Source organism: Mesorhizobium sp. M1328 (assembly GCF_040318075.1).
GTDB lineage: Bacteria > Pseudomonadota > Alphaproteobacteria > Rhizobiales > Rhizobiaceae > Mesorhizobium.
In genome coordinates this window covers 161,168-185,676 of the sequence record NZ_JAMYLO010000013.1, presented here as the reverse complement: position 1 = coordinate 185,676, position 24,509 = coordinate 161,168, and the positions used below count along the sequence as shown (strand labels likewise).

Here is a 24,509-nt window from a genome sequence, read left to right as displayed (position 1 = left end):
GACATCTTGAGAGATAGGCATCGGACCACAGCGCGTTGCGGCAAACTGGCTAAAGCGCGCAATCCGGCTCAGGTAAATCGTGGCAGACGCTCGCTTATAACCAAGGGTGAAAAAATGCTCCGCGAGGCGATCCATCTCGCCACCGAGTGCACCGCTACGCAGGCGCCTGAGCACCCCACAATAGGAAAAATAGAACTCGAGCATTCTGCCCCTCCGGCGTTGTGGCACAGGGGAATCCCGCGCCATGAGAGAGGCATGAAATATTATGTGGCGGAGGCAAGCTGGGTTTGGCCGACCCGAAAGGGGTCAGGGCGGCTCCGCCACATAATCTCGCCCGACGCATAAAGCCCGATCCGGTCGAGAACGGTGTCAGGTACTGGGCACCGCCAGCCGTAAGTGAACTGATAGACGGCTCCTCCCGGCCGAAGAATGTGAAAAGCGCCGTACAGAATGGCGAAAACACGCCAAGCCGGCATAGTAGAAAGGGGGAGGCTGCTGATCACCGTGCCTATTTTTTCGCCGTCAAAGGGATTGCATCGCCGCAACTCCGTTGCATCGATATCCAGCAACGCGGCGGCGGGGAACTGCCGACGTAGCACGCGGGCAAGGGACGCAGCATTTTCGACGAGCGCAATGCGCTGCTGAGGCACGCCGCGTATGATAAGCTGTCGGGTGAAGACACCGGTTCCGGGCCCAAGCTCAACCACCGGAGACTGCGCAGAACTTATTTCGCGAGTCATTGCCACTGCCAGAGCTCTCCCGGAAGGCACGAGCAAGGCCGTCCGGAAGGGAACCGACATCCAGGTTCGAAATAGAGTAGAGGGATCCAACATTGCGGAGCTCCGCATACCGACAGGCAATATTTGTTATCCGTAAGCCTAAGGCGGAAAACGCCGATCAGGCGGCAGAGTTAAGGGCTGGTGCTGGCCGGAAAGTGTCGAAGGGGTAGCGCGCGAGTTAGGTACGGAAGTCCTAGAACCTATAGCCCGCCATGAGCATCCCTGAAGGCTGCACTGTTTTCCGAACAATCGGACTGTCCTTCGCGTCGCCCGTGAGGAAGCCAACCCCTGCCTGCCCGCGCACAAACCAGTTTTGCGATGCCATGTACGTTACCGAAGCTTCGATATCGAAGCGCTTAAGCCCTGCACCTGCATCATACTGCCGCAACCCCGATCTTGCCGACTGCAGAGCAGTCACCCCAAAGTAGCTTTGCATGTGATTTTTGTCGGCGAAGGTCGCCGACGCGCCCGCAGAGAGAATAAACGCGTTGTAGTGATGGGAAACGTTTGCGCCGATTTGACCAATCAGGCCGTCACTGCCCCCGAACGTCCTGTCGACAGATGTATAAATTTCCATCGGCCCCATTTCGTATGAGAGCTGCGCTCCGACGACACCGCCGCCGTCAATGTCACCGAGGCCTTTCAGGTGCTTGGAGTCCTTTTCCTTTCGCCCTCCGCCTATGTCATAGCCGCCCTTCACCGAGACCTTGAAACCGTTGGATTCTAGCACATCGATGCTCAGGCCGCCCGGATCAATGGTAAGACGACCAATGGTTGCGGAGATCATCGGTAGCGGGACGAGTTCGAACTCATCGGATCCTTCGTATTTTGGCGCGTACATAGCTCCGGCGGCAAGCATCACGTTCCAGTCGGCAAGCTTCTGGCGTATGGGGCCGTACCGTCTCTCGTCGACAGCATCCGCAGAGGGCGCTGTTGCAGCCGCTTCATTCTCGAACGGTTCAGCTGCGCCTGCTTGGAACGGCAAAAAAGCGACTGCTGAGAGGCTCGTGGCGACAAGAGCATCCCGCGAGCGGGTTGAGCGAGACTTTGTGGCTGGCATGCGAATCGTCTCCTGGGGATGGTGGAGGTATTCAAAGACGGCAAAAGGGAAGCCCGACGCAGTCGTACCTCCAGCGCACGCACTATCTCGGACTACGAGATTGCTTTGGGTTTTGTGATGTTAAGATATGTTGCGGCTCGACTCGTCTGGTTGCTATGGCGGGGTAACAATCGCGCGGCCTTCGCTCAGATCACGCACATCAGGAGCCAAGTAAAAACTGTGCTTTAGACGAGTTGGCTCAGCAACTGTGCTACACCGGCAATCAGCCCCAACACCAATAGCAACAGCGAGGTATTCACCGACCATTTGATGACGAGGTACAAGGGGCGGTTCGTCGACTTCAGCGCCCTGGTGCCTGCTAGGAACGGCGCGAGCCCCGCAAAGACCCTGTTGGCAAAGCCACGATGGTCTTCCGGGGTATTGGGCACCACCGTGGCTCGTGTCAGGCCTTCGTAGAAGAAATTGAACACTGCACCGACCGGGTTCAAGGGCCTTTTGACATCGCACATGAGGATGAGGCGATCGCAGTCGGTATCGTTGCGCACGAAGTGCAGGTAGGTCTCATCGAACATGATGGCCTCGCCGTCGCGCCAACTCAACTTGCGGCCATCCACATTGATAAAGCAGGCGTCGGAGTTCGGGGTGACAAGACCGAGGTGGTAGCGCAGTGACACGGCCATCGGATCGGCATGCCGTGTCAGTTGCGCGCCCTTGGGAAGATAGGCGAACATCGCTCCATGGACGCTTGGCACGCTCTGGAGGATCTGGACCGTCTTGGGGCAAAGGCGTTTTGCTGAATGGTGCTCATATCCGTACCACTTAATGTAGAAGCGGCTCCAGCCGTACTTGAAGAACGTGCGGAAGCCGACGTCATAGGTTCCCGCCGTGCCCGGCCGTTTGGTGGCGTCGAAGTAGTTCTGGCGCAGCAGTTCAAGGCCTTCCTGGCGAATGGTGTGCCAGTTTTGACGCAGCACCTCGAGTTCAGGAAAATCGGCCGGGTCGAGAACAGCCCTTGATCCGTGCGGCAGCGTTGTCATGTACAAGGCACAATTCAACGGCGAAAAAATTGGCCATCCCTTGCGGATGTATTCAGACAGGCTTTCGTAGCGAACTTCACCCCGGAAGCGGTAGACGTACACGGTGCTCGTGGCCACTAACGTGACCATGACGACAAGAATTAGCATGAGATTTGCCCAGAATGCGCCAGTTGCCGCGATGTTGAGATGCTTCCGTTGCGCCGACCCAAGTCAGACACAGAATGTGTTCATCCGAGGCGCGCTCGCACGTTCGGATGGCGGCATTAGTCCAGATTCGTCGTTGCATTGGATTTTGTGTTGTTAAGAGTTGTTTTCGGTCCAGACGATTCATCACGGACGGTCGCCGGACGACCATCCGGCTGATGGCGTCGGCGGCGCGAGCACCGGAAACTGCGACCAGGGCCGCAGCTGAGCCGAGAAGCAGGCTCTTGATGTTCATTTTCTGACCTCCAGTGAAGTTAAAAGGAGCTGGTCAAGATTTCAGCCTCGATCCCCGTCCACGAAGCAGCGTGACGCGCCGCCTCTCCGCAAGGGATTATCGATGGGGTCGAATTGATCAATGGTATTTTGCGATCATGAGATGACAATTACTAAGTATATATGCTTATATTGCGTAAATACCACCTATTTCGGCGCGAATTGTATTTATGATCCGCGTGGAACTGATGGCACATTTGCAACGTATGTTACGATTTTACATCTCATCGTGAAACACTATTCTCCCGCAGCCAGCTCACGATGTTTGGTTGTTCGGGAGAAGGCCTCCTATGCAATCGCGTCCGTTAGCGCGCGGAAATATGCCCAATGAAGCAATTTCGATCGGGTCGGGCCGAGACAGGCGCTGGGCAGGTTTGGCTGGCGAGGGAGCAGCCGACACTTGCGCAGTGACCGAGCGCGCCGGCCTCGGCATGAGGCAAGCTCATCGATCGCCGTGGCCATTTCGGTTGCTGATGGAACTTTTGACCGGAGCGAACCCGCCACGGTGGCCGGCAACAAAACTTCATCGACCGCCTTGGTTTTGTCCCGCTTTTGACATCGCCAGGATCTCGGCCGCGGCTACGTTCGAATGCGATAAAGACGGAGACCGTTTATGGCCCATGACGATCTAAAGCGGGCAGACATCCTGAAAGACCCACTCATAAGACAGATGATGCGTGCGGACCGGGTCTCTTTGAGAGAGATGAAGAAACTGCTTCAGGATGCGGCGGCGCGGTCGCACCGGTGTCATGGCAAGGACGAGCCCTTGCGGACGCAGGAGACGCCGCCCTCACCGCGATAAGACTTTGAACGCGGCCGTCAAACGTCACGCATCCTGCGTCCTGCTACGTGGTCGACTGCCTGCCCTTGGCGAGCGCCTGCCGCGTTGAAGCGTGTCGTTGCATCTCGTCAGTCTTGCTGTTTTTGACCGGAACAACCTGCTCCGGCGGCAACGATATCGTTGCCCGTAGCCCATGCGGCGATATGTTCTCGAGCAACAGCGAGCCACCATGGCTCTTTGCGATCTCATCCGCGATCGAAAGACCCAGACCAAAACCGCTGTTGGTATTCGAGGATCTGGCCTCATCTGCCTTGTAAAAAGGCTCTAGAGCCTTCTCGTGGAGACCTTCTGCAAGGCCGGGGCCATCGTCCTGCACAACAATGGACACTTTGCTTGGCGGGAAATTGGACAATTGGACATGCACGATCTCGCCGAATCTGACGGCATTTTCCACGATGTTGGTGACTGCCCGCGTCAGCCCTTTCTGCTTGCATGAATATCCGAATCTCTCGGGGCCGACGTAAATGACCGTGTGTCCAACATCGGAGAACCCGGCAACGATTGTCTTTATCAGGGCTGCAATATCAACTTTTCGAAGCGGCTCGTCGCGGGCCGTGCTGCTCAGATACTGGAGGCTTTCCTCGATCATCGCTGTCAATGTGGCGATATCGTCAAGCATCGCTTGTTTGGACGGGATCTCCTTTGATCGCTCCACCCGCATTCTTAGCCGCGTCAGTGGTGTTCTCAAGTCGTGGCTCACTGCGGTCAGCATCCGCGTGCGGTCATCAACCATCTTGCGAATTCCGCGCCGCATGTCGTTAAGCGCCGTTGCGAGGGTGCGAAGCTCCTTGGCGCCTGCGACAGTGAACAACTGCTCCTCGTTGCCGTCGAGCCGCAGGCTCTTTGCAGCTTCGGCAAAGCGGACGAGAGGCGACGTGATCACGCCGCCGATATAGAGGACCAGCAGAAGCATCGGCAGGATCAACATCAGAATCTTGGCAATGAGTTCGACAATCGTGCCGAAGACGGCTGGATAGGTATCGGCGTCAGAGAACCGGACCAGGAGGCCGCGCTTGGCGTCGACACGCACCGCCAAGGCATTGTGTTCAGCATCCTGCGGAACAACCGTGGCCTCAAAATCAGGGGGCAGCACGTCGCGGAGATCATCGGCGATGAATTGCATATCCCCTTGGTGGCTGCTTCCGACGTTAGGATCACGCCACGGTAAAATCCTCATCTCCAGACCGGTGGGAGCGCTCGCGCGCAGCAGCTTCTCGGCGTCGGCATCGTCCGCGCTGTTTCTGAGTTGCTCTACGATCAATTCGATCTGCGTGCTTCTGACCGCAACCACTTGCTTGGCCTGGAAGATGTACGGCTCCGGCAAGAGCGCGACAACGCTAAGGAGCACTGCCGGAATAGGGATCGCGGCGAGCACGACGAACTGGAGCCGAATGGGCGCCCGTCTGAACCGACCGATCATATGGCTACCGCGACCTCCGGAGTGAAGATGTAGCCTCCCAGCCGCACTGTCTTGATGAAAGTGGGCTCCTTATAGTTCGGCTCTATCTTTTGCCGGATACGGCTCACATGCACATCAATGCTGCGCTCGACAGGTCCGGCAGCGCCAGCGTGGGTACGCGCAAGTATGTCGTGCCGGTTCATCACCTGTCGAGGATTCTCGCAGAACACAAGCAGCACATCGAATTCCGCCGTCGTAAGCGGCACATGCACACCGTCAACGTCAGTTAATTCGCGTGTGACAGGGTCAATGCGCCAGCCCGCGAACGTCATCGGGTCTTGGCTTGGCTTGACTTGGTTTGAATACGACGAACGGCGCAACAGCGCCTTTATTCTCGCCAACAGCTCCCTGGAGCTGAACGGTTTTGTGACATAGTCGTCGGCACCCATTTCAAGCCCAACGACCCTGTCCACCTCTTTCGTCAGAGCGGTGAGCATCAGGATGGGCATCGTATCGGATGCCCTGATCCTTCTGCAAATGCTAAAACCGTCCTCTCCGGGCAGCATTCCGTCCAGCACAATAAGGTTGAACTCTCTCTTTCTTAAGACGCGGTCCATCTCCATCGCCGATCCGACCGTCTCGGCAGCATAACCAGCATCCTTCATCAACTCGATCAGCATGGTCGCTATATCCCGGTCATCCTCGACGACGAGGATTCGGGCTGAAGCTTGAGTTAGGACATTGTATCCGACGCTATCCATAGGTTTGGCCATTTTCGTTGCCCTTCCCTTCCGGAATAACACGCAGTACATGATGGCTGTCAGCAACAATTGTGTTTAGTTTTGTTGCTGCACCCCCACAGGCCGCCTCCGGGCCCGACAGCCGCTGCATCTACGGCCCCATGAATGACGCGCACCGGTACTTCCGGCGGCCGCTGCGTCTTAGCAACTCTTAACAATACAAAACCCACGGCAATGACAAAACCGGACTAATGCCGCCCCAGGCGCGATTGGACATTCGCGAAATGTGCGGTGCTGCCAGTGGAGATCTTGGTCTTCCCCCAGCTGGTTGGCCCGAAACAAGGCGGTAAACATGCATCGACGGGCGGCTGTCACCATGATGGCTTTTCTTGCTGGCAGTTTCGCGCCGGACCGCATTGCCTGCCGATCGAAGGTAGCGACGAACGCGGCCTGTCGCAGGATTGCCGGTGCAAGCGGAATTGCGGTGTGCCTGATCGTCTCAGGCTGCACGACCGTCGCCGGCGTTCAGGAACCTGGCTTGAAGATCGCGAATGTCTGGCACGCGACCTTTCCGCACGGCGGCCGGGCAGGCGATCTCGTGTCCTGGTGGTCGACCTTTTCCGATCCATCGCTGACAGCCCTTGTTGCGTCGGCGCAGGCTGAAAGCCCTACTCTCGAATCCGCTGCGGCAGAGATCGAGAGAGGGCGCGCCACGTTGGCGTCCATGCGGGCCGGCCTTCTTCCCGCCGTTGTCGGATCGGGGTCCCTCGCCCGCGCGGGAACGGGCGGTAATAAAGCGAACCAAGTCGATAGCGCCACGACCACGAGCGGCAGCCTCGACGCCTCTTGGGAAATCGATCTGTTCGGCAAGACTCGGCAGAGGAGCGAGGCTGCGCGGCTGCGGGTCCACGAGCGCACCGCCGATTGGCACGATGCGCGCGTCTCACTCGCGGCGGAGGTGGCGGACTACTATGTGCAGTACCGTGCCTGCCGGCAGCTGGAGCAAGTCTACACCACCGAACTCGCCTCGCAGCGCGAGACGATCCGGGCAATGGAAATGGCCGTAACCTCCGGCCTTACGTCGAGCGCCGACCTTGCGCTAGGGCGCGCGAGTGCTGCTACCTCGGCCTCGACACGGACCGCGCAGCGTGCCGAGTGCGAGGTTCTCGTCAAATCTCTGGCCCGCCTTACTGGCGGTGACGAGCCTCACGTCCGCGATATTCTGGCGATGGGCAAGCAAGGGTTACCCGCACCGAGGATCCTCAAGCTGTCCGCTGTGCCTGCCGACGCCTTACGGCAGCGCCCCGACATCGACGCCCTTGAACTTGAGGTCGCCGCATCGCTCGCCGAGATCGGCGCGGCAAAAGCCGATCTCTATCCGAGCCTCAGCCTCAGCGGCTCGGTCACGATCGACAGTTCATCGCTGATGGGAACCTCTCTGCCCTGGTCCTTCGGCCCGGCCATCTCAATTCCGCTCTTCGACGGCGGCTCGCGCCGGGCAGCCGTGAGCAGCGCGGCAGCCGCATATAAGGTGGCGGTGGCCGCCTACAAATCAGGTGTGCTGGACGCGGTCGCCGAAGTCGAGACCGCACTCGTGCGGATCGACAGTACGCGACGGCAGATCGGCGACGCCAGTGTCGCGGCGCGCAACTATCGCGCCTACTTCAAAGCCGTGGATTCGAACTGGAAGGCCGGTGGCGCAAGCCTGCTCGACCGCGAGGAAGCCCGGCGTTCGGCGCAGTCGGCGGAGGTCTCGCTCATCGAAATCCGTCGTGACTCCGTGCGCTATTGGATCGCCCTCTACAAGGCGCTCGGCGGCGGCTGGGATGCGAGCGCCTCCACACCCAGGGACCTGCCGCAAGAATTGAAAGAAAACCTGCTCTGATGCGATCTTCACCTTTTCTCCTCGCCGCTTTCCTGAGCGGAACTCTTGTTTTCGCGGCAGAGATTGCACTTGCGCAACAGAACGAGGCGCCAGCGCTTACCGTCGCAGTGGCAAAGCCAGCGGAACGCCAGTGGCCTGAAACGATACCGGCCAGCGGCTGGCTGAAGCCTTGGCACGAAGCGGTCATTGCCGCGGAAATCGGCGGCCTGCGTGTGACCGATGTCCTTGCTGATGTCGGGTCGGTCGTCTTGAAGGATCAGCCCCTCGTTCGGCTGGCCGACGAAACGGTGCGCGCGGAACTGCGCAAGGAAGAGGCTGTGCTGGCGAGTGCGAAGGCGGACCTCGCAAAAGCCAGGGCTAGTGCGGACCGAGCACGCAAGGTGCAGGGAAGCGGTGCGCTTTCTGAGGAGAAGATCACTGAATACCTGATCGCCGAGCAGACTGCGATCGCGAGTGTCGAATCCGCCGAAGCCTCGCTGGAAAGCCAGAGGATCAAGCTTGCTCAGACGACCATTATGGCACCGGACGACGGGCTGATCACCGCCCGTTCGGTCCAACTCGGCGCTGTCGTCTCCTCCGGCACGGAGCTATTCCGTCTCGTGCGCCAGCAGCGCGTCGAGTGGCAGGCGGAAGTGTCTGCACGCTATTTGCCTCGCATCAAAGAAGGCCTGACCGCCACGATCATCAGCCCGGAGGGGCGCGTCAAAGGGACCGTGCGGCTCGTCGGGCCGACGGTCAGCACCGATACCGGAAGGGTGCTCGCCTATGTGGCGCTGCCGGCGGACGCGCACCCGCCCATCGGCCTCTACGTCACCGGCCAGATTGAGCTTGCGACCACGCAGGCCGTCACCGTGCCCGAGACGGCGCTCGTGATGCGTGATGGCATCGCTTACGTCTTCACCGTGGATACAGACAGGCGTGCGTCACGCGTCCGTGTTGAAACCGGCCGCCGCAATGGCAGCGAAGTGGAGATCCTCTCGGGCCTTGATCCCTGGGCCGACGTGGTGACGGCGGGCGGCGCCTTCCTTTCGGACAGGGCTCTTGTCCGGGTAGAGGAGGACGCACGATGAACTTTTCCGCCTGGTCGATCCGCAATCCGGTTCCCGCAATCCTGCTATTCATCCTACTCACCGTTAGCGGCCTGCTCGCCTTCGATCGCTTAGCGGTACAGAATTTCCCCGACATGGTGCTGCCGACTGTCCAGATCAACGCCGCGTTCGAAGGTGCCGCACCGGCCCAACTCGAAACCGAAGTCGCGCGCAAGATCGAGGACAAGCTCGCCTCTCTGAGCCTCCTAGAGCATGTCACTACCACGATTACGGACGGCGCGGTCAGCATCAATGTCTCATTTCAGTTGGAGAAGGACGGCGAGGCAGCGCTGAACGAGGTGCGCAATGCCGTCGACGGTATGAGCGGCGACCTGCCTGCCCAGATGCAGACACCAAGCGTGACGAAAACGACGGTGCAAGGCTCACCGATCCTTACTTATGCCGTGCGCTCCGTCCGCCTCAATGAGACGGAACTCTCCTGGTTCGTCGACAACGACATGACAAAGGCCTTACTTGCCGTGCCCGGCGTCGGCCAGGTCAGCCGCATTGGCGGCATCAATCGTGAGGTGCAGATCGATCTCAATCCCCAACTCATGAGTTCGCTCGGCCTCAGCGCCGCAACCGTTTCCGCGCGGCTCAAATCCATGCAGTCGGACGCTTCTGGCGGCCGGGCGGAAATCGGCGGCAGCAAGCAGGTGATCCGCACGCTCGGCGCGGTTTCTTCGATTGAGGCATTAAGGGCGCTCGCTATCCCGCTCCCAAGTGGCGCCCTGGTGCGTCTCGACGAGATCAGCACCGTTACGGACAGCTTCGCTGACCGGGGGTCCATCGCCTATCTCGATGGCGAGCCGGTGATCGCAGTGCAGGTCAAACGCTCGAACGGCTTTTCGGATACGGGCGTCGCGGCAGCCATCCGGACTGGCATGCAGAACTTCGCCGCCGCCAAGCCCGATGTTGAGATCGTCGAGGCCTACAGCACGACCGGGCCGATCATTGAAAACTATGACGGCTCCATGCACATGCTCTACGAGGGTGCCATCCTCGCGATCGTCGTGGTCTGGCTCTTCCTGCGCGACTGGAGGGCGACTGTCCTTTCGGCGGTTGCGCTGCCACTATCGGTCATTCCGACCTTTCTTGTGATGTATCTGGCGGATTTCAGCCTCAACACGGTGACGCTGCTCGCGCTCTCTCTCGTGGTCGGCATCCTGATCGATGATGCGATTGTCGAAATCGAGAACATCGCGCGCCATCTGCAAATGGGCAAACACCCGAAGGAGGCCGCGCTTGAGGCCGCCGACGAGATTGGCCTTGCCGTCATCGCCACGACCTTCACGCTCGTCGCCGTCTTCCTGCCGACTGCCTTCATGAGCGGTATTCCCGGCCTGATCTTCCGTCAGTTCGGGGTGACGGCAGCCGTGGCGGTCCTCGCCTCACTGGTCGTCGCGCGCCTGCTGACGCCGATGATGGCCGCCTACATGATGAAAGCGCATCCCGTCGAGGCAAAGGACGGCTGGATCATGCGCGCCTACATGGCCGTCGTCAGAATCTGCCTGCAGCGCCGCAAACTAACGGTCCTTGGCGTCATGCTGTTTCTCGGCCTTTCCATGTCGACGATCCCGTTCCTCAGTTCCGGCTTTCTGCCCGCTTCGGATGATGCGCAGACGCAAGTCACCTTGACGCTGCAACCTGGCAGCACCATTGGGCAGACGGAGGCGATCACGCGGCGAGCCGCCGAGATCGTTTCCCGACTGCCGGACGTGACGCATGTGTTCTCCTCCGTGGGAAGCGTCTCTTCGAATGACTTGATCGATTCCTCGACGACCGCCGATACGGGGGCCGCTTCGCTCGTGGTCGATCTCAAGAAGATCGGCGATCGCACCCGCACGCAGACCGAGATCGAGAATGATATCCGGCAGGCACTTTCCGTCCTTCCCGGCACCAGGATCGCTGTGGGGACGGGCGGCAACGGCACGACATTGGAGATCACGTTGGCGAGCGACGATTCCGATGCGCTCGGCCAGGCAGCCGGCGCGCTCGAAGAGCAACTGCGCACCCTCAGGAGAGTCGGCGCGGTCACCTCCAGTGCCTCCCTGCAGGCGCCGGAAATCCAGATCGTCACGAACCTCGACAGCGCGGCCGCTCTCGGCGTGACGGCGGAAGCGATTTCCGAGGCGGTTCGCGTGGCAACCAACGGCGACTATTCCTCTTCGCTCGCGAAGCTCAACCTGCCACAGCGCCAGCTTCCTATCCGTGTCCGATTTGACCCCAGCAACCGGACGACGTTTGATGACATTGCCAATCTTCGCGTTGCCGGCGCCAGGGGCAGCGTCGATGTTGGCTCGGTCGCCGAGATCAGCATCGGCGGCAGCCCGTCGGAAATCAGCCGCATCGACCGCTCGCGAAATGTCACGCTATCGCTCGAGTTGAACGGGCGCATCCTCGGCGACGTCTATCGCGAGGCACAGGCATTGCCTGCCCTTCGCAACCTCCCGGAAGGCGTCCGGCTCGTCGAGCAAGGAGAATTAGAGCGCAGCTCCGAGCTCTTTGGCAGTTTCGCCATCGCTATGGGGATCGGAATATTCTGTATCTATGCCGTGCTGGTCCTCCTATTCCACGACTTCCTTCAACCGGTCACGATCCTTATGGCGCTTCCACTGTCTCTCGGCGGCGCCCTGATGCCGTTGGTGCTGACCGGCACGAGCTTTTCCATGCCGGTGGTGATCGGGCTGCTCATGCTGATGGGCGTAGTGACGAAGAATTCGATCCTGCTGGTCGAATACGCGATCATCTCACGCCGCGCTGGCCTCTCACGCTTCGACGCCCTGGTCGACGCCTGCCACAAGCGCGCTCGCCCGATCGTGATGACGACGATCGCGATGGGCGGCGGCATGCTTCCGGTAGCCCTCAGTCTCAGCGGCGGCGACTCCAGTTTCCGTCAACCCATGGCAATTGTTGTCATCGGCGGCCTGATGACTTCCACCGTCTTTAGCCTCGTCGCGATCCCCGTCATCTTCACCTTCGTCGATGACTTTCTCAGGCTTCTCAAACGGCTTGCCGCCCTAGGAGAGCATGAGACCTCGCCGGCTTCCACACCTGAAGACGCAGTGCAGTTCGAGGCACCGCTTCGGCGGGAGCGGTCCTGGGACGCACCTCGACTACGATCCGGCCTTCGTGAAACAGGCGCGGGATCGAACTGGCCTGCCACGCCAGCGGACGGACTTTCTCATCCTCCTGCCGAACGACCCGCGCGTCGGAATTGAGGCCGATGAGTGCTAGCACTTTGGCCGCATTGGCTAGCCGCGCTGTCCGTCTATTCGGCCATGGCGGGTGCAGATCGCGAGCGCCTGCTACGACTGGCCAGCTGTCCGTCAAGTCCATTCTCATCATTCAGACAAAGTATATTGGTGACGTTGTTTTGACGTCAGCTTTGGTGCGCAATCTACGTCTCGCCTACCCGGATGCCACCGTGACCATGCTTTGCGCCCCCGGTCTTCGGCGGTTCATAGTCAGCCAAAACATCGCGGACGAAGCAATCGGGTTCGACCGCCGCGGCAAGGGAAAGAGCCTCTTCCAGCGGCTAAGAGCGTATCTGAGCTTGGTCTCTGATCTCCGCCAACGAAGGTACGATCTCACTATTGATCTGAGTGATTCCAAGACATCCAGGATTCTGCACCGATTGCTCGACGCGCCGCTGCGGGTTGGCTTCGATCCTCCCGAGAGGCCACTGAGATTCTGGGAGGTTCAACCGGCAAACGTTTACGCCGCCACCTGTGGTCACGGCGGCATCCACTATCTGTACCGAATATCTTTCTCCTCTAAAGGCTCTCAACATTGACCTCGCTGACTCCACACCAAGGCTTGTGCCCACATGCGCCGCTCAAAGTGAAAGCGCACAAATCCTGGCGCAAAGGAGTTTGGTCAAAAACGCCTATATCGTCGTCCATGCAGGGGCACGATTTGAGGGGCGATGCTGGCAACCGGAGCGGTTTGCAGCGGCAATCGATGAAGTCTATGCCGCCACGGGCCTTCGGTCTTTGCTGATTGGTGGCCGGGACGAGACAACAGCCGAGCAGACAATACTCGCATTGGCTGTGTCACCTGTGGCGAGCGTGGTTGGGAAGGTCTCGCTTGAAACACTGACGGCATTGCTTGGCGACGCCGTTATCTTTCTAGGAAATGAGAGTGGTCCCATGCATCTGGCGGCATCAGTAGGGACTCCTGTCGTCGGCCTTTACGGCTTGACACCGCCGGACATATGGGGGCCGCTCGGAGTTCCGCATCGGATCGTGGCGCCTCGGCTGCCCTGCCAATGCGCTGCTCCCAACTTGTGCAAGCCGAACAATCCCGGTGGCGTCTACTGTGTGCATCGCGTGCGAGTAGAGGAGGTCACCACAGCTACCCTCGACCTGATCGAGTTCGAAACGCTCAAATCAATACCGAATCGTTAAGCTCAGCTCAGCTAGTTCGTTGAAGCGGCGGACCTAACAACTGGCCGGATCGACGGCGAGCGGCCTAGGTCCATCAGATCAAAGCCGGGCCTCGATCCAGAACCGAGATATCGTAAACTACACTCTGCGTCTCATGAACGGCCAAGTCAGCAAAATACCCCTATTCACCCCCGCCGTCGGTTACTGCTCATCGCCTTGAGATAGCCTCTTGCGAGTCGACAATCGCCTCCCGCGCTATGACAATGTCTTTCCGGGTGAGAGCATTGCATTCCCTCGCAAGCGCGATTCGAACCGTTATTGCGCGTTCATTTTCCGCAAGACGGCAGCGCGTTCCCGGATAACGAACATTCGATCCCAGCTAACGGCAATCGCATCCCACATAACGACAACGGATTCCCTGTTAATTCACCGGCGGCCGCGAATATTCACGCAAATCTGGTCGATATTCCCTGACGCCTCGCGCAGGAAATCTCCCACTAAGTAGCTGACATCGCTACAAGATATTGATGTTCTGCCCGCCCAAAGCGCGCATTTCGCACAAATACCCTGCTTTTTGCCTGTTAGCAGGAAATATCAAACGGAGACTGGTTCGCCACAGACCGGTCGGTTCACCATGCTTTCAATAGGTTACCCGAGGGATGCATCGGTCATCAGCCGTGGACGCGTGCAAGGAAGTCGCGCACCAACGCAAGCGCCTCATCGAAATGGGTTTCCAGTAGCCAGTGGCCGGCGCCATCGAGGAGGTGGAACTCAGCTTGCGGCAAGTCGCGTTTGTAGGCGCGGGCCGATGCGGCCGGCATATAGCCGTCCTCGGGACCCCAGACGATCAGTGTCGGCGGTTGCCGTTTGCGCAGATAAGCTTGGTATTTCGGGAACCAGTTAAGGTTCCCCTCCAGCTTCTCCATCAGGCCGACCGCAAGCCGCCGACGGGCTGGCGTGTCCATCAGAGGCCAATGGAGTTTCCACAGATCCGGTGGCACGCGCTCGGCCACGGCCTCGCCAACTTCACCGATGAACTCGTGCCGGAAGCCCTCCTCGCTGACCGCATCTTCCAGCGGGCGATGCTTCTCGGACGTCTTGTCGTTCCAATACATCTTGATGGCTGCGTATTTCGGGCCGAGCACGTCTTCGTAGATGTCGCCGTTCTGGATGATAAGCGCGGCAACGCGCTCCCGATAGGCGATGGCGTGGCGCAATCCGATCTGCGAGCCATAGTCGTGCAGCCACAGCGCATAGCGGGATAGGCCGAGCGCGTCAGCGAAAGCCGCCAGAAACCCGGCATAGGCATCGAAATCGTAGCCGAATGCAGCCATGTCGGGCGTGGCGCTGTAACCGAAGCCAGGAAAATCCGGCGCGAACGTGTGCCAGCGATCTGCCAGTCCAGGCATCAGCCTTCGAAACTGATAGGACGAGCAGGGATAGCCGTGCGGCAACAGAAGCACCGGAGCGTCGGCCGGGCCGTCCTCGCGAAAGAAAATGGCGTCTCCGTTAACTTTGACTTGGCGGTGTCGCAACTTTGCCTCCTCGATCGAAAGGCTGCAACCTCCCGCATCCCGTTGTTTACGATGCTCTCGCTGGAAGGTTCCGTGGAAAAATAGACGCGGCAACTGACTTCCAAAACACAAATACGGTGACACAGTGCACTTTGTCTTGTTCGCGCGATTGTCGCTTTCTGTACTGCTCCGCTCGGCCAGTCCGGGCATGAGTTCGGGCCACGTGGTCCCCCGCACCGTCCAAGGCCAATTCGCAAACTCATGATCAGGCGGAGGGTTCCCGGGTCGCGCCGTTGGAAGCGGCCAAGGAACCCGCCGCCGATCAGATCGTTTCGCGGTATCTGGCCAGATCAACCGGACGGAGGAGAGACATGCTCGAAATTCTGCATGCTCACAATCGCGCGACACCGAACATCGGCCGGCTCGGCCAGTTCGGGCTTTGGCACGATGCTGCGTGACGTCGACTATGTCCTGCGAAAACTCGACTGGATGCGCGCCGAAGGCATCTGGCCCAACGGCTTGCGGTATCTGTGGACCGATGCATTCGGGGTCGTGCTCTACGTTTCGCTTTATACGGAAACTGGCGAACAGCGCTGGCTGGACGCGGCCGAGCGGCTGGTGGCCGATGTCGAGCGTGTGCTCGGCCGCCGGCGCGGACTGAGGATCGGCGAAGCGGCCGATCGCGACGGCCAGTATTTCCACTATCTGGCGATGTGGCTGTTCGCCCTGGCGCGTCTCGGCGATCTGAAGCCGGAATACCGCAAGCGCGGCATTACGCTGGCGCGGGACATTCACCCGGCGTTTGTGGTCCCCGGCCGCGGCGTGATCTGGAAGATGCAGGAGGATTTGACCGGTCCTTACCCCGGCTACGGCCTCGGCAGCATGGATGCCTATGACGGCTACGTCTCTTACCGAATGCTCGACGACGAGGAACTGGCGCCCGAGATCGCGCAAATGCGTGAACTGATGGAGCGCGATTGGCGCACCCTCGACATCGAGCAGGACCTCGGCCTCGGCATGATGTTGTGGCTCGCCCATTTCTTTCCCGACGAGCCGTGGGCCGACGCCCAGACGAGGCGTTCGCTGCGAACCCTGGAAACGATGTGGGTCGACCCGCCCGGCTATTTCAGCCGCGCCCCATGGCTGCGCGATACCAAGTTCGCCTTCACCAATTACGGCGTATCGCTCGGCCTGCAGGCCGCCGGCATCTGGCCGGGGCGTGTCGATAGGCTGAACGCCTTCTTCGAGGACTGGCGCTCCGGCGACGAATACGACCGCGAGGCGATCACCTGGGTGATGGCCTGCACCTCGCATCTTCCCGGTGCTTTTCTGACCCGGGGTGGCGAGAGATCGATTGAAAGCGACGAACCTCGGGAACGTTCCCGTGCCGGCGCGGTTGTCGATGGAAGTGCATCGAGACGCAAGGAACGCGGTTGAAATGGCCATTCTCTTGGGAAAACCGGGAAGCTGTTGGGTGGCGGCGGCCAGATCCACGAACTATCCCCAGCTCGAAGGTTCGATCCATGCGGACGCCGTTGTCGTGGGTGCTGGAATTGTCGGGCTGACGACGGCGCTTCGGCTTTGCGAGGCGGGCCGGTCGGTGGTCGTCCTCGAAGGCCTGCGCACGGGCGGACAGGTGACCGGCCGCTCGACGGCCAAGATCACCACGCAGCATGCGCTGATCTATCGTCATCTCATCGACAGCGTTGGCCGGGACCTGGCGCAGACCTATGCCGATGCGAATTCCGCCGGCGCCCGACAAATCCGCGATTGGGTTAACAACTGCGCCATCGTCTGCGATTTCGAGAGCAAGGACGCCTATACGTACACCTGCGATGAAAGCCGGCGCGCGAAGGTCGCGGCCGAGGCGGAGGCCGCGCGCCAGGTCGGGCTGGAGGCCGAGGTTCTCGAACGCGCACCGCTGCCTTTCGAAACGGCCGCGGCATTACGGTTCCCCGATCAGGCGCAGTTCAATCCGGCGATGTATCTGGTTGGCCTGGCGGAAGCGGTGACGGCCCGCGGCGGTCGGATCTTCGAAAACAGCCGCGCCACCTCGATCGACGAGGCAAGCCGCTGGCGCGTCGTCACAGATGGCGGCGCCGTTGATGCCGGGCACGTCGTCGTCGCCACCAACATGACGGTGAAGAGCCCCATGGGCATGGCGAACCGGACGCAACCGCGCTGCCACACCGTGATGGCCTTTCGGCTCGATGATCCCCTCCCTGTCGACGGCATGTTCATCGGCATCGACGACCCGACGCATTCCATCCGCACGGGCCGTGATGCCGAAGGTCCGCTGCTGGTCGTGCTTGGCCCCAAATTCAACACCGGCTGGGATGGCGACGTGGCGAAGCGGTTTGTCGAACTGGAAAAATGGGCAAGAAAGAACGTTCCGGTCGGCGACGTCGCGTGGCGCTGGTGCAACGAGGATTATGATACGGCCGACAGGATCCCATATGCCGGCGAACCCGATCCCGCCAAGGCCGCCGGCTTCCACATTGCCACGGGCTTCAACGCCTGGGGCATCACCAACGGGACGGCCGTGGGCACGATGATCGCCGACCTGATTTGCGACCGCCCGAGCCCACTGCAAAAACTCTACGATCCGGCGCGGCCCTATCCCGAGGGCTTCCACAAGAATGGCCGCAGCCAATCGATCGTCTCGAGCACCCACGACATTGCGCCCGGCATGGGTGGCGTGATCGTCAGGGGAGACGAAAAGATTGCGGCGTGGAGAGACACCGAAGGCGCACTCCAGGCGGTTTCGGCGACGTGCACCCACAAGGGCTGCACCGTGACCTGGAACAATGCGGACCACACCTGGGATTGTCCCTGCCACGGCTCGATCTTCGCCGCCGACGGTTCGGTCATCCACGGCCCTGCCCGAAAACCGCTTGCCCAGATTACATTGTGAAGGCGGCGACCGGCACGGCCCGCGTCACGCCGGCCGTTCGTAGGTTCCGACCAACTCCGTCTCCTCCAATGCGTGTTTCTGGGCTTGCTTCCAGACCTGATGCACGCCCGCCTGCCCCGGAACACTGAGGCTCGGCACATCGAGCGCGGCCAGCAGAAAGTGGTAATGGTGGACGCCATGCCCTGCAGGCGGCTGCGGACCATCGTAATAGGCATTGCCGAAATCGTTGGTGCCTTGCCTGAGGGCCGATGGACCGGGCTTGCCGTCTTCGGCCTCGGCGAGTCCGCCGGCATCCGGCGGGATATTGAACACCGCCCAGTGCCCGAAAATCCCGCTTGGCGCATCGGGATCCCGCACGACAAGAACAAGGCTCTTGGTACCATCCGGGACACCGGACCACTTCAGCGGCGGCGAGACGTTCTGGCCGTCACGCGCATATTTTTCGGGAATTCTTCCGCCTGCCCGGAACGCCGGGCTGATAAGGGTGAGTGGCATTGCTATCTCCCCAAGAAGGTTGCGACCGAGAAACCCGCGCGGCGCCGTTCACGCCGCTTGCTGAGCTTCAGCGACGCGTCTTATCTCTCCTGGCAGGGATTCCCAGACCTTGTGCATCTGTCCTTCTCCGACGTGATGGGCGAGCACCTTGGACACGACCCTGAATGCATCCTTGGAATCGACCGGACGGGCAAATTCCAGCTCCGCCTTGATCTTGGCCAGAAACTCGTCGAGCGACCGCATCTTCTCGGGAGCTTTGGAAGGCTGATATTGGTCATGGAAGGCGCCGCGCACCAGAATCGGCAGCTGCGAGCCTAGGTGGGCTGCAAGATCCGGTTGCATACGGTCGCGCAGGGCGTGCAGCACCGCGCCGAGAACGTGCCAGGCGACCTGCCGATCCGGTCCAATCTCGTCCATGATCTCGTCGAGCCAGATGTTCGTGGTCTGCAGTGTCTTGTCGAATACGTCGAGTCCGGTGGCGTTCATCGAAATCCTCCTTCCATTCAAATCCGACTAGGCTGATATGACCAAACAGCCGTGCCTGCCCGTTGTTCCCCGATGCGCATGTCCTGGTGCGCATTCATTGTCGGAGGTTTCGTCATGAGGGGATTCGGGCCGGCTTTTTGCCGCTGTTTTTTCGACCGCCTTTCTTGGCCGACGCTCGGAACATCCTCATGGGTGGACGAGTTTTGTTTGCCGTCGCCGATCACATGGCGACGAGTGATGCAGACACGAAAAACAGGAGAAGAACCATGGCACATCACGATTTGGCGCCCAGGACGCCATCGCGCAGCCTCTACCCGTCCGCGCGAGACCCACTCACGTCATTCCACCGGCAGATCGATCGCCTGTTCGACGACTTCTTTGCGCCAATGGCCGAAGCGACTACGGCCAGCGATCTTTGGCCGAGCGTCGACGTATATGAAACAGACCAAGCCTATAAGGTCACCGCCGAATTGCCGGGGCTCGAGCAGAAGGATGTTGAGCTCAAGCTGCGCGACAACACCCTCTCCATTACGGGCGAGAAGCGTTCGGAGCACAAGGAAAGCGACCGCGGCCACACCTACAGCGAACGCAGTTATGGCCGGTTTCAGCGGACGATCCCCCTGGAAGCGGAGATCGATGCCGACAAGGTGCAGGCCACTTTCAGGAACGGCGTTTTGACTGTCGAGCTTCCGAAGAATCCCGCTGCAAAGGACAAGACACGCCGCATAGAAGTGAAAGCGCGATAGTAGCCAAACTGAAGGCTGCCTGAGCAGGCTGCGTTCACCCCCGAGGGAGGGAGAACGGCGAGCACGGCGGCAACCGCTCAGGCGAGCGTCTAGCGCCGGGGATCGTCCGTTGCCTCGGAAACGCCTTCGAGAGCGATTTTGGCGGCTTCCTTATCGGTCCGCCCGAGGTCGGCCAGGGCAATGACGCCGACGAGGCGCTTGTCGTGGTTGATCACCGGAAGACGACGCACCTGATGCTTGGCCATGATCTTCGCCGCATCGGTGATATCGGCGTCGTCGAAGCACCAATAGACATGCTCGGACATGACCTCGCGAACGGTCGTGTTGCCGGCTGAGCGCTCGTCGGCGACACCGCGCATCACGATGTCGCGGTCTGTCACCATGCCGACCAGCCTGTCATTCTCGCCGACCGGAAGGGCGCCGAGATTGTCGGCCCGCATTTTCCGGGCGGCATCCCTGATTGTAGTGTTCGGGCCGACCAGTTCGGTCCGACGGCTCATGATCTCCTGAACTTGCATGGGACATTCCTCTCTCTGATTGCTGAGGCAACAAGCCGCCAGACGCGCCTGTTGCCGCGCATCGCGAAATCGCCGGACGAGGCATGTACGGATCGCTATCTTCGATCTTCCCGATCCGCGCTAACCCGCGCCGGTGCCGGCACCTCGCGATCGAAACTATTCTTGGAACGTCCAGGCAGCGAGCGAGTTCCAAAATGGTACCGGTGCCGCAGCCATCCCAGGGCATGTGGCCGCAGGCTGGTGACAAAACATCTACCGGGAAAACAGATGCACGCGGATTGAAGGTCATGGCTATCATCTTTTCAGATCGCCGCGAGGCCGGGCGGCGACTCGCCGGGGAGCTCGTTCGCTTTGCCGGCCGCGACGACGTGATCGTATTGGCGCTGCCCCGAGGCGGCGTGCCGGTCGGCTACGAGGTCGCGCGGGCACTCAAGGCACCGCTCGACGTCTTCGTCGTGCGCAAGCTCGGCGTCCCCGGTCACGAGGAACTGGCCATGGGGGCGATTGCGCCCTCAGGCGTACGTGTCCTGAACGACGAAATCGTCAGCGGTCTCGCGATCCCGCCACATGTCATCGACGCGGTCGCCGCAAAGGAGGAAAAAGAGCTTCTGCGCCGCGAGCACCTCTATAGGGACGGGCGCCCCCCACCGCAGTTGAATGGACGGACCATTATCCTCGTGGATGACGGGCTTGCGACCGGATCGACCATGCGGGCCGGGATCAAGGCGCTGCGAAAAAACCACGCCGCCCATATTGTCGCGGCCGTTCCCGTCGGTAGCCCCGACACTTGCGACGCGATGCGGGCGGACGCCGACGAGGTCGTTTGCGCGACGACACCAGAGCCGTTGCTGGGTGTCGGGCGCTGGTACGTGGATTTCTCACAAACGAGCGATGAAGAGGTCCGCGCGCTCCTCGCCAGCTGCGTGCCCAAGCCTGCGGCTTCCGACAAGCCTGCCGCTTCCGAAGAAGAATTGGCCGGGCGCGCGAGCGCGGGTCCGGTGCCTGGTACCAGATCGACATAGCGGAGGTGGATATGCACCGGCATAGCGAGCACATCGTGCATGTTCCCGTGGGGCCTGTCACGCTTGAGGGCAATCTTTCGTTGCCCTCGGATGCTCGTGGCCTTGTGCTCTTCGCCCACGGCAGCGGAAGCAGCCGCCACAGCCCGCGCAACCGCTACGTGGCCGGAAGGCTGAACGAGGCGAACCTCGCCACCTTCCTCGTCGACCTGTTGATGGCCGAAGAGGAGCGGATCGACCAGGTCACGGCCGAGTTGCGCTTCAATATCGGACTGCTCGCCGACCGGCTGGTCGGCGTCACGGATTGGCTCGATGCCTCGCCGGACACATCGGGGTTGCGTCTTGGCTATTTCGGCGCGAGCACGGGCGCCGGTGCCGCCCTGGTGGCGGCGGCCGAGCGGCCCGACCAGGCCGCGGCCGTGGTTTCGCGTGGTGGCCGGCCCGATCTTGCAGCGCTCGCCCTGCCGCGCGTTCGGGCGCCGACCTTGCTCGTCGTCGGAGGCGCGGACACGCAAGTGATCGCGCTCAACCGCTCGGCGCTGGCGGCGCTCCGCAGCGAGAAGGAGCTCGCCATCGTCCCTGGCGCGACACATCTGTTCGAAGAACCCGGCGCCCTGGACGAAGTCGCGGATCTCGCTACCCAATGGTTCTTGCGCCATCTGATTTCGGACAGATCGGCGTCGACGTCCTGACAGCCGGGGCGTGGCTCACCAGTGCCGGGATCATTTGCGTCCTCAACGCGTTATGATCCTCATAAGACCGCGCGCAGCTGTAACCCGAATGGCTGTCGCAGCCCGTATGTGGGAGAAAGACAATGCCGGACAAGAAAACCATAGAGAAGGCCCGAAAGGACAAGCGCGAGGGCAAATCGCCGAGCACGCAGGCCGGCGAGTTCGTGCACGAGGAGATCGATAAAATCCGCCGCGGCGAGCACGGCGCGCGCTCGACACAGCAGGCTATCGCCATCGGGCTTTCCGAGGCGAGACGCGCAGGTGTAGACCTGCCCCCACCCAAAAAGGGCAAGGTGAAGGAGAGCACGCGCAAAAGCGCCGAATACGCCTATGAGGCCGGCCAGGGCGAACGCAAGCCGAAACGCCGCCCGCGGGTCTCGAAAGCCGTCTCTAAGGTGCTCGAGCACGAGCCGAAGAGCACGGCGTCGCACGAGGCGCTGGCGCAGCAGGCCAAGCGTGCGGCCTCGCGCCGGACGGCCGAGGAGCGTTCCGCAGCCGCAAGGAAAGCCGCCGAGACGAAAGGCGCCAGCGGAAGGAAGGCGGCGGCGCAGAAGGCCGCCAGAACGCGGGCACACCACGCATAGTTCAAAGACGGCAGTTCGCCTCCAGGAAACCCGATCTGGACGCCACGGCCGCCGCCAGCAAAGGCAAGACGTCGACAAGGCCGCCGGCGATAAACGCCTATTCCTCCCAGACCCCCTTCCCGGCGCAGATCGTCCATCGTGCGCGAAATGCCTTCGCGCAAGATCGACACCATGTCGTCGATCTGCTCGCGCGTGATGATCAGCGGCGGCGACATTACGCACATGTTGATCAGCGGCCTGACCAGCAGGCTGAGCTCGTCGCAATGCGCGTCGATTCCGGTCGGCAGCTCGATCCGCCTCGCTTATGACCCTGAGGCTCTGATGGCGATGGCCGACTGAATAATTTCTAGCGCAGCAATGCGGCCGGCGACGATGGCGCCCTCGACGTAGCCCGGAAATGATGGCGACAGCTCCGACGAGGCGAAATGGATCGGCGACGCGCCAGCACGGATAATGCGTTCGGCATCAGTTGCCGTCGCATCGACGATCAGATCGCTGTAACCGCCGCCGCTCCAGCGATCCCCGGTCCAGTCGCGATAGCTGAGATCGATAATGCCGGCCGCCTCGATACCGAGCGCCTCTTCCAGCTTTGATGTCACCTTTGCGCGTAACGCTGCGTCGTCCAGATCCCGCCAGCGCTGCGCCAGCGGCCCGCCGATGAAGACGACAAGTGCTGCATGATCCTCGTCCCTGCTTGCATCGCAGGCAAAGAGCCCGTGCGGATCGCGCCACATCACCATGCCGCTCAAGCCCCTGTCGCGCCAGAAAGCCTTGGGATAGCGCACCAGCATTTTGATCACCGCGCCGCTTTGCCAGACGCCGAGGGCTCTCTTCAGCACAGCCGGCAGCGGCGGCACGAAATCCACTCTCGAGGCCATCATCGGCGGTACGGCGACCAGTACCGCTCGTGCCTCGATCGCGCCGGCAGGCGAAACGACGCGAACCCCTCCCGGCCCGTCCTCAATGGCCTCGACAGCTGTATTCAGCCGCAGTCGATCGCCGAGATCCCGCGCAAGATCATCCGCCAGCGAATGCATGGTTTCGCGCACGAAATACTGCAGCTCCGACACCTCGTTGGTGACGCGTCGATCATTGTCGATCAGGTACCACAGCGGCAGCCTTTCCATTGCCAGGCACCACAGGCCCTCGATCATCGACCGAAAGGCGGCCTTGGCATCGTCGGGATCGGCCTGGCGATCGAGCCATGCCGCGACCGTCAAGCCGGCAATGGCCGGGTCGTTCGGTGCGATCGCATTCATCCGCTCGCGTATTCGCATCGCGGTGCCGTAAGTGCGCCCGGCTTGCGCCTCGCTCATTCGCGGCTGCGTGACGAATTCGCCTGCGACATGGGTCTCGACCAATGTCTTGCGGCGCGCTCGCACCAGCGCCATCAATTCCGGCATGTCTTCGCACAGGAACTGGCCGCCGCTGTCGATCCGCTCGCCGAGCCCGTTCTGCACGGCTTCGACGCGTCCGCCGACACGGTCGCGGGCTTCGAGCACCACGAAATCGACGCCAGCCTTCTTCAGCTCAAGCGCTGCCGACAAACCGGTGAAGCCGGCGCCGAGGATGGCCACATCGGCTCGTTCGATCGTGGACTTCATCAGCCGGCCTTGATCTTCTCGAATTCCGCGACCCACCGCTGCTTGAGCTCAGGCGCCACCGGCTGAGGATGGGAACCGGGGTCCTCGTAACGGGACTGGTCAAACAAAACGAGGTCCTTGTCCGGCCCCAGCGCCGCAGCCGAAGCCACCAGCGCTCTCAGAGGTCGCGTCAATGTCTTCATTGCTGTTCCATCCTCTTTTGAT

Annotated in this window: 21 protein-coding genes and 2 pseudogenes; 10 read left to right on the top strand and 13 right to left on the bottom strand. The window is 61.0% G+C overall.

The window, feature by feature from the left end:
- The 6 genes and pseudogenes from NKH23_RS22310 to NKH23_RS22285 all read right to left on the bottom strand — a co-directional run.
- Positions 1-204 (bottom strand): annotated as a pseudogene (locus tag NKH23_RS22310) (integrase); the annotation flags it as partial.
- A 59-nt stretch (positions 205-263) separates the two neighbouring features.
- Positions 264-746: a class I SAM-dependent methyltransferase gene (locus NKH23_RS22305; RefSeq protein WP_353035342.1), complete on the bottom strand. Its 483-nt coding sequence runs from the start codon at positions 744-746 to the stop codon at positions 264-266.
- 226 nt (positions 747-972) lie between these two features.
- A complete protein-coding gene (locus tag NKH23_RS22300; protein ID WP_352978960.1) occupies positions 973-1,839 on the bottom strand; it encodes a MipA/OmpV family protein in 867 nt (288 codons plus the stop codon).
- Positions 1,840-2,063: 224 nt separating this feature from the next.
- Positions 2,064-3,023 (bottom strand): aspartyl/asparaginyl beta-hydroxylase domain-containing protein, encoded by a 960-nt coding sequence (locus NKH23_RS22295; RefSeq protein ID WP_352910100.1) that lies wholly within the window; start codon positions 3,021-3,023, stop codon positions 2,064-2,066.
- Positions 3,024-4,198: 1,175 nt separating this feature from the next.
- Positions 4,199-5,614 (bottom strand): sensor histidine kinase, encoded by a 1,416-nt coding sequence (locus NKH23_RS22290; protein WP_352910098.1) that lies wholly within the window; start codon positions 5,612-5,614, stop codon positions 4,199-4,201.
- The gene (locus NKH23_RS22285; RefSeq protein WP_352910097.1) at positions 5,611-6,366 is read right to left on the bottom strand and encodes a response regulator; all 756 of its coding nucleotides are present in this window, start codon (positions 6,364-6,366) and stop codon (positions 5,611-5,613) included. Before NKH23_RS22285 ends, NKH23_RS22290 begins: the two co-directional genes overlap by 4 nt.
- Positions 6,367-6,871: 505 nt before the next feature.
- Between NKH23_RS22285 and NKH23_RS22280 the strand changes: the two genes are divergently transcribed.
- The 4 genes from NKH23_RS22280 to NKH23_RS22265 all read left to right on the top strand — a co-directional run bounded on the left by NKH23_RS22280 (position 6,872) and on the right by NKH23_RS22265 (position 13,715).
- On the top strand, positions 6,872-8,218 hold the full coding sequence (locus NKH23_RS22280) for an efflux transporter outer membrane subunit (protein WP_502912369.1): 1,347 nt from the start codon (positions 6,872-6,874) through the stop codon (positions 8,216-8,218).
- A complete protein-coding gene (locus NKH23_RS22275) occupies positions 8,218-9,288 on the top strand; it encodes an efflux RND transporter periplasmic adaptor subunit (protein ID WP_352978967.1) in 1,071 nt (356 codons plus the stop codon). The genes NKH23_RS22280 and NKH23_RS22275 overlap by 1 nt, the downstream gene beginning before the upstream one ends.
- Complete coding sequence (locus tag NKH23_RS22270) at positions 9,285-12,527, top strand: efflux RND transporter permease subunit (RefSeq protein WP_352910092.1); 3,243 nt, start codon at positions 9,285-9,287, stop codon at positions 12,525-12,527. The genes NKH23_RS22275 and NKH23_RS22270 overlap by 4 nt, the downstream gene beginning before the upstream one ends.
- Positions 12,528-13,037: 510 nt before the next feature.
- Positions 13,038-13,715, top strand: coding sequence for a glycosyltransferase family 9 protein (locus NKH23_RS22265; RefSeq protein WP_352910089.1), 678 nt, complete (start codon positions 13,038-13,040; stop codon positions 13,713-13,715).
- Between the two features lie 650 nt (positions 13,716-14,365).
- Here the strand turns inward: NKH23_RS22265 and NKH23_RS22260 are convergent.
- Entirely contained in the window at positions 14,366-15,418 is a 1,053-nt protein-coding gene (locus tag NKH23_RS22260) for an alpha/beta fold hydrolase (RefSeq protein ID WP_353035338.1), read from the bottom strand.
- A gap of 177 nt (positions 15,419-15,595) precedes the next feature.
- On the opposite strand from NKH23_RS22260, the gene NKH23_RS22255 reads away from it, so the two are divergent.
- A complete protein-coding gene (locus tag NKH23_RS22255; protein ID WP_353035336.1) occupies positions 15,596-16,645 on the top strand; it encodes a hypothetical protein in 1,050 nt (349 codons plus the stop codon).
- Position 16,646: 1 nt separating this feature from the next.
- Positions 16,647-18,122, top strand: a complete 1,476-nt coding sequence (locus tag NKH23_RS22250; RefSeq protein WP_352978973.1) for an FAD-dependent oxidoreductase — start codon at positions 16,647-16,649, stop codon at positions 18,120-18,122.
- A 24-nt stretch (positions 18,123-18,146) separates the two neighbouring features.
- Here the strand turns inward: NKH23_RS22250 and NKH23_RS22245 are convergent, their stop codons facing one another.
- Together NKH23_RS22245 and NKH23_RS22240 are read right to left on the bottom strand one after the other, a co-directional pair.
- Positions 18,147-18,617, bottom strand: coding sequence for a YbhB/YbcL family Raf kinase inhibitor-like protein (locus NKH23_RS22245; protein WP_352471470.1), 471 nt, complete (start codon positions 18,615-18,617; stop codon positions 18,147-18,149).
- Between the two features lie 48 nt (positions 18,618-18,665).
- Complete coding sequence (locus NKH23_RS22240) at positions 18,666-19,103, bottom strand: DUF2267 domain-containing protein (RefSeq protein WP_353035334.1); 438 nt, start codon at positions 19,101-19,103, stop codon at positions 18,666-18,668.
- Positions 19,104-19,291: 188 nt separating this feature from the next.
- Between NKH23_RS22240 and NKH23_RS22235 the strand changes: the two genes are divergently transcribed.
- Entirely contained in the window at positions 19,292-19,849 is a 558-nt protein-coding gene (locus NKH23_RS22235; RefSeq protein WP_352910082.1) for an Hsp20/alpha crystallin family protein, read from the top strand.
- Between the two features lie 89 nt (positions 19,850-19,938).
- On the opposite strand, the gene NKH23_RS22230 is transcribed toward NKH23_RS22235, so the two are convergent.
- On the bottom strand, positions 19,939-20,367 hold the full coding sequence (locus tag NKH23_RS22230; RefSeq protein ID WP_502912368.1) for a CBS domain-containing protein: 429 nt from the start codon (positions 20,365-20,367) through the stop codon (positions 19,939-19,941).
- Positions 20,368-20,654: 287 nt separating this feature from the next.
- On the opposite strand from NKH23_RS22230, the gene NKH23_RS22225 reads away from it, so the two are divergent.
- From NKH23_RS22225 to NKH23_RS22215, 3 genes are all read left to right on the top strand, one after another.
- Complete coding sequence (locus NKH23_RS22225; RefSeq protein ID WP_352910080.1) at positions 20,655-21,389, top strand: phosphoribosyltransferase; 735 nt, start codon at positions 20,655-20,657, stop codon at positions 21,387-21,389.
- Positions 21,390-21,493: 104 nt separating this feature from the next.
- Positions 21,494-22,078 (top strand): dienelactone hydrolase family protein, encoded by a 585-nt coding sequence (locus NKH23_RS22220; RefSeq protein ID WP_352910079.1) that lies wholly within the window; start codon positions 21,494-21,496, stop codon positions 22,076-22,078.
- Positions 22,079-22,200: 122 nt separating this feature from the next.
- Complete coding sequence (locus NKH23_RS22215) at positions 22,201-22,701, top strand: DUF6496 domain-containing protein (RefSeq protein WP_352910077.1); 501 nt, start codon at positions 22,201-22,203, stop codon at positions 22,699-22,701.
- A gap of 113 nt (positions 22,702-22,814) precedes the next feature.
- Here the strand turns inward: NKH23_RS22215 and NKH23_RS22210 are convergent.
- The 3 genes and pseudogenes from NKH23_RS22210 to NKH23_RS22200 form a co-directional block, all read right to left on the bottom strand.
- A pseudogene (locus tag NKH23_RS22210) lies at positions 22,815-22,976 on the bottom strand (aspartate aminotransferase family protein); the annotation flags it as partial.
- A gap of 27 nt (positions 22,977-23,003) precedes the next feature.
- The gene (locus NKH23_RS22205; RefSeq protein WP_352910074.1) at positions 23,004-24,305 is read right to left on the bottom strand and encodes a flavin monoamine oxidase family protein; all 1,302 of its coding nucleotides are present in this window, start codon (positions 24,303-24,305) and stop codon (positions 23,004-23,006) included.
- Positions 24,305-24,487 (bottom strand): hypothetical protein, encoded by a 183-nt coding sequence (locus NKH23_RS22200; protein ID WP_352910071.1) that lies wholly within the window; start codon positions 24,485-24,487, stop codon positions 24,305-24,307. The genes NKH23_RS22205 and NKH23_RS22200 overlap by 1 nt, the downstream gene beginning before the upstream one ends.
- Between the last annotated feature and the right edge of the window lie 22 nt (positions 24,488-24,509).

Coding starts and splice junctions, on each gene's coding strand:
- NKH23_RS22255 (WP_353035336.1), top strand. CDS start 15,596: ATGCTCACAATCGCGCGACACCGAACATCGGCCGGCTCGGCCAGTTCG.
- NKH23_RS22285 (WP_352910097.1), bottom strand. CDS start 6,366: ATGGCCAAACCTATGGATAGCGTCGGATACAATGTCCTAACTCAAGCT.
- NKH23_RS22250 (WP_352978973.1), top strand. CDS start 16,647: ATGGCCATTCTCTTGGGAAAACCGGGAAGCTGTTGGGTGGCGGCGGCC.
- NKH23_RS22270 (WP_352910092.1), top strand. CDS start 9,285: ATGAACTTTTCCGCCTGGTCGATCCGCAATCCGGTTCCCGCAATCCTG.
- NKH23_RS22205 (WP_352910074.1), bottom strand. CDS start 24,305: ATGAAGTCCACGATCGAACGAGCCGATGTGGCCATCCTCGGCGCCGGC.
- NKH23_RS22225 (WP_352910080.1), top strand. CDS start 20,655: ATGGCTATCATCTTTTCAGATCGCCGCGAGGCCGGGCGGCGACTCGCC.
- NKH23_RS22200 (WP_352910071.1), bottom strand. CDS start 24,487: ATGAAGACATTGACGCGACCTCTGAGAGCGCTGGTGGCTTCGGCTGCG.
- NKH23_RS22295 (WP_352910100.1), bottom strand. CDS start 3,023: ATGCTAATTCTTGTCGTCATGGTCACGTTAGTGGCCACGAGCACCGTG.
- NKH23_RS22215 (WP_352910077.1), top strand. CDS start 22,201: ATGCCGGACAAGAAAACCATAGAGAAGGCCCGAAAGGACAAGCGCGAG.
- NKH23_RS22300 (WP_352978960.1), bottom strand. CDS start 1,839: ATGCCAGCCACAAAGTCTCGCTCAACCCGCTCGCGGGATGCTCTTGTC.
- NKH23_RS22240 (WP_353035334.1), bottom strand. CDS start 19,103: ATGAACGCCACCGGACTCGACGTATTCGACAAGACACTGCAGACCACG.
- NKH23_RS22260 (WP_353035338.1), bottom strand. CDS start 15,418: ATGCCCGGACTGGCCGAGCGGAGCAGTACAGAAAGCGACAATCGCGCG.
- NKH23_RS22290 (WP_352910098.1), bottom strand. CDS start 5,614: ATGATCGGTCGGTTCAGACGGGCGCCCATTCGGCTCCAGTTCGTCGTG.
- NKH23_RS22235 (WP_352910082.1), top strand. CDS start 19,292: ATGGGTGGACGAGTTTTGTTTGCCGTCGCCGATCACATGGCGACGAGT.
- NKH23_RS22275 (WP_352978967.1), top strand. CDS start 8,218: ATGCGATCTTCACCTTTTCTCCTCGCCGCTTTCCTGAGCGGAACTCTT.
- NKH23_RS22245 (WP_352471470.1), bottom strand. CDS start 18,617: ATGCCACTCACCCTTATCAGCCCGGCGTTCCGGGCAGGCGGAAGAATT.
- NKH23_RS22230 (WP_502912368.1), bottom strand. CDS start 20,367: ATGCAAGTTCAGGAGATCATGAGCCGTCGGACCGAACTGGTCGGCCCG.